Consider the following 4620-nt stretch of genomic DNA (forward strand, 5'->3'; position numbering starts at 1 on the left):
ATGGTAAGCGGACGCTCAGAGAGGTCTATTAAATCGTAGCATATCTCTGGAAAATCAGGCACATACTTTTCTAACATATGGAAAGAGTTCACCAAAACGATAAAGCTTTTATCGCTGCTTCTTCCTTTCAATTCTGCGATGCGTTGTACAGCTTTTTCGTCTGTTGCATCGCAACCCAAACCCCAGACTGTGTCTGTAGGGTAGAGCAATATACCGCCTTCTTGAAGTGTCTTTTTTGCTTCGTTTACCGTTGCCATGGTGCAAAAATAGTGAAGTTAAGGGGAAATAGGAGTTTTTTCTTTTTAAAAAGACCTTTGTTAAGCTACTGAAATCTGTTTTCTTGTGAGAACTTAGCAGCTTCTGGAAAAGCGCAACAAAAAACAACCCTTCTGGAGAAGAGTTGTTTTTCGTTTCATGCGCTGTGAGTTTAGTTGCATTTTCAGGTTTTGCTAGTCAGAAAACGTTTTAGTTGTTGTAATGGTAGTAGACGTTTTTACTATATGCAAACCAGTTATATAGGGTTTATAAAAGTTCTATTTCAAAATCCGAATCCTTTTCGGGGCCGGACTATTAAAATTAGATGATAGCATAACAGCCACCAAAACAAAATGTTGAAATGCACGTTTTTGGGATGAATAACCGATAATGCGTGTTTTTTTCTCTTGGGTGTTATTCAGTTCTCCCTTTTAGCTTTTGTGATAAGGGCTTTATTTTGAGTGTTATCGCCACATTTATCACATTCCTGCAGCTGTGCGTTTTAAAAATCTAAATAGATATAAGGAATCTCTGCTACATCATTATTGGCAAAGATATATGCCAAAACCACAACAAAAATCAAGGTGATTGCGACTACGACTAAACTTTTACTGGCCTTTTTCATAATGCTGTTTAATTTGTTTTGCGGTTAAATATGCACCGTATTGGCTAATGTGTTGAACGTCGATGAAGGTTCCTGTTTGATAAGAGATATCTGTTCCATCGATATATTCCATTCCTTCACTTTCTAAATATCCTTTGATGCTGTTTAGAGTTTTCTCATAGTTTGGAAGGAGTGTAGAATCTTTGTGATTACAAAATATAGCATTGTACGGTCCCACATAAAAGGTGCAATGTATATTATTGGTCTTTAAAATGTTTACAAAAGCCTTGAGCAAATCATCTTGATAGGTTGCGCCTGTATCTATTGCCGGGAATCCTCCATTAAGCGAATAATAGTGGTCTGTAACGTTGTACTCCAAATTAACCGCTTCAATAAAGTCAGAAGTATCAACAGTATTCAAGTTAAAAATGTTCAAGTTGTTTGTAAAAGCAGTATCTGGTTCTTGGGGATTGAACAACACGGATAAGTCATGATAGAAATAACTTGTAAACTCATCCTTTAAACGTTCCGCTGTTAATTCTGGAGCAAAGGATTTGGTTGTGTTTAATTCCATAAAGTTAGGATAGAGCTCTAGAGCTTCAGCCTTACTTTTTACTTTGTACGTCAAAGCATCACTTACATAACGGTTGTAATAAGCTTTAGAAAATTTATTGAGTCCTTTTCTCCAGTAAGTTGGGTTGAGGTACACAAGTATGTTCATGCCTTGAAAGGCCTCTGGATGATCTAAAAGAAAAGGGAAGTATACGTTACTGTTTCTACCCGCTCCTCCTAAATGATATACTTTTTGCGGGAAGTCTTTGTCTTTGTTTAATAAACTGTAATAATTATTTCCCTCTAGTTTATTTCCTGTTTCAGAGGTACCCAAAACCAATAAACCATCCTCTTTTTTAATATCCTCCAGAAAATCATAGAATATATGATTCCCCAGCTTTATCTGGCCTCCTGTGGGGATTACTATTGGTCCGTCTTTCTTAGCTAGATAAGGAATGTACAATGGAAACAACATGATCAGTGCCAATGCTGTAAATGCACTCAACCAAAGTTTATTTTTAATAATATACTTAACCGTTAACATAATCTTGAACACTTATTGTTGTTTCTTTCCATTCACTTTTTCTAAGACCATTATGGTATCTTATTCTAAAATGATGCTTTCCTGGCTTCACATTTCTATCCGTTCCATTGAAGGTTTCCAAACCATGAATATGCATGAAGTTTTTCTTACCCGGTAAATCTTGAATATAGGTTTTCCAAGCTTCGTCTTCAACTTTTTGTTGTATCTCTATGGTGTACTGGTTGGCAGGACAGAATTTTAAACGAATCGCCCAACCGTAGTCATCCACATATTCAACTTTTCCATCAATGAATGGATAATTGGGACTCGTTGGGAAATCTAAATCAGGTATAATAAGTCCCGCTGGAAGTGAGGGAATATTCTCTGCTAAAGGAGGTTGACCAAAAATGATTTTCTCCAAGTACGATGCTTTTATTTTTCCTCTGGTTAAATACAAGGTTTTTGATTTCCACGCTCCTTTTTTCTCACCATAAGATGAACGCACCTTAACATGAAGCAATTGCTTTTCTGCCTTTAAAGGAAGGATGTAGTAAACGTTATCTGGAGTAGTCTTTATATTTTCTATCATCATTTCTTTCTCCATCCTGTTAGAACTGTAACAGATGTCTATGAAAGGTGCATTGTTTTCTGGGTATTCAATACGTAGGGATAAATTATTCTTTGCGATTAATGGAGAGGTAATGATTTCTGTTGAGTTTTTCTCTGTCAAATGACTCAATACCATACCAATGGTAGAGGTGTTGTAATTAAAGAAAAACCATCCAGCAGTAACAAAACTAAAGGTAACCAGCATTCCACCTAAGTAGGAAGCTCCGCGTTGAAAAGCAGTGGTGAGTTTGGACTTTTTCTTTTGAAAGAAGTACACGTCCCACAGTTTAAATAGAATCAATCCTACACCATGCCATAATCCCCAATACAGAAAGTTTAGTGTAGTTCCGTGCCAAATACCACAAATTGTAAACGTAAGAATGTACCCCAATGAAGAAACAAATAACCTCGGAGCTTTATTGAATACTTTAGACAAGTTGATAACGATGGGTTTAAACACATACTTAAACAAGAAATCTGAAAAGGTCATGTGCCATCGTTTCCAAAAGTTGGAAAGACTTGGCGCTAAATAAGGGGTGTTGAAGTTTTCTGGTGTCTTGATTCCTATTAAGTAAGCTGTACCTATGGCTATATCACTGTAACCAGAAAAATCAAAAAGTATGTAGAAAGAATAAAGAACAAGGCTTAAACCAAGGCTTTCTTGCCACATTTCATGCTCAAATAATGAAAAGTCGAGTGAATAACTTAAAATAATAGGCACTAAAAAGAATTTCTTAAGCACACCGAGGAGCAAACGAAATACCCCTGCTTTGATTAAAAGCGTTTTGTAGGTGTTGTGTTTTTGTTTGGCCCAATAGTTAAAATTGTTGTAATCGTCGATGGGACCTGCAATAAAAGTAGGGAAGAAGATGATGTAGTTCAGGAAATTAATCCATGAATATTCTTTGATGCTTTTGTTTCCGCTTTCTATGAGGAAATGAATGAGCCTAAACAAGATATAGGATAACCCGATTCTCTGAAGCAGATCAAAACCAACAATTTTATAATTCTTAAGAACAAATAAGAAGATTAATACTGCTATCATTAATCCTTGCAGGTAGAGGTTTCTTTTCTGTAGACGACCCAGTAATTTACCTCCATGATAGACAAGGGTGGAGATTATCAGGATTAGTCCCAGCGAAACAAAAGTGGTAAGGGTACTCAAAACAATTACACTTCCTAGCAGAAGGAGCATGTTATTAAGCGTTTTATTTCTCCATAAATAACTACTTAAGTTATAGATGAATATGAACAGTAGTATATAAAAGAAACTTGATACGTGCGTAAATATCATTCCAGCTAATTGACTTATTATTTATTGCAGATATCGTTCTTGGCGACAATCTGAGGCGCGAAAATACGAAGCTTTTGGGATTATCTGTACTTGAATTAACAAAGAGTTAATATAATTCATTGCTTTTTTAATGTTTTAAAATGTTAGTTTAGTATTGTAAATGAGTGTATTAGCATAATATATTCATAATGTAAGGAGCAACCTTTTATAGGAGAATTGGAGTCTTATTTAAAATGATATCGCGTATTGTACCCTGTTTAATACATTCAGAAAGCTAGTGAATACTCCTCGAATTTGAAGGGGTAACCTTATGCTTTACATATACCGTTATACCTTCTGATTATCAGATATAAACTCAAAACAAAGATCCTAGGTTCTTAATTTGAACGGCCTAAAACATTATAACTATTCCAAGAATACATAAGCATTAAGTGAGGATGAAGTTCCTGCTTTGTGGATGACTGCATAGATACTTGAAAGAGGGAATGTCTCTATTTTGAAATGCATGATTGGTGCGTAAACTTTCTTCGCAATTTTTGTTATCAATGATGATTCGGGAAGGAGCGAACACCAAATTTCGAAACATGAGCTTTCTGAATTCTGAGGTAGAAGGCGCTGAATCTTAGATTTGGCGCCTTTGATAATTCAATACTTATCATCTCCTAAAGCATGAACCCTCAAATAGCGATAGGATGAAAAGCGAAGGAACAAGGACTTTAGTTATGCTTGGGAAAAGAAAGCGACCCCAGAAGCTATATGGTACCTTAGAATAACTTAAGGAAT

The 4620-nt window shown here is 35.7% G+C and carries 4 protein-coding genes; all 4 read right to left on the reverse strand.

Annotated features, from left to right (window positions below; all coding sequences use genetic code 11):
- Positions 1–257 (reverse strand): L-threonylcarbamoyladenylate synthase (locus AC22ZQ_RS12520; RefSeq protein WP_318959106.1); only part of this gene is annotated, 257 nt, incomplete at its 3' end.
- Positions 258–757: 500 nt separating this feature from the next.
- Positions 758–880 (reverse strand): hypothetical protein, encoded by a 123-nt coding sequence (locus AC22ZQ_RS12525; protein ID WP_318959107.1) that lies wholly within the window; start codon positions 878–880, stop codon positions 758–760.
- Positions 864–1955, reverse strand: a complete 1092-nt coding sequence (locus tag AC22ZQ_RS12530) for a D-alanyl-lipoteichoic acid biosynthesis protein DltD (RefSeq protein WP_318959108.1) — start codon at positions 1953–1955, stop codon at positions 864–866. Before AC22ZQ_RS12530 ends, AC22ZQ_RS12525 begins: the two co-directional genes overlap by 17 nt.
- A complete protein-coding gene (locus AC22ZQ_RS12535) occupies positions 1942–3738 on the reverse strand; it encodes an MBOAT family O-acyltransferase (protein WP_318959109.1) in 1797 nt (598 codons plus the stop codon). Before AC22ZQ_RS12535 ends, AC22ZQ_RS12530 begins: the two co-directional genes overlap by 14 nt.
- Positions 3739–4620 lie beyond the last annotated feature (882 nt).

This window comes from Lishizhenia sp. (genome assembly GCF_057456495.1).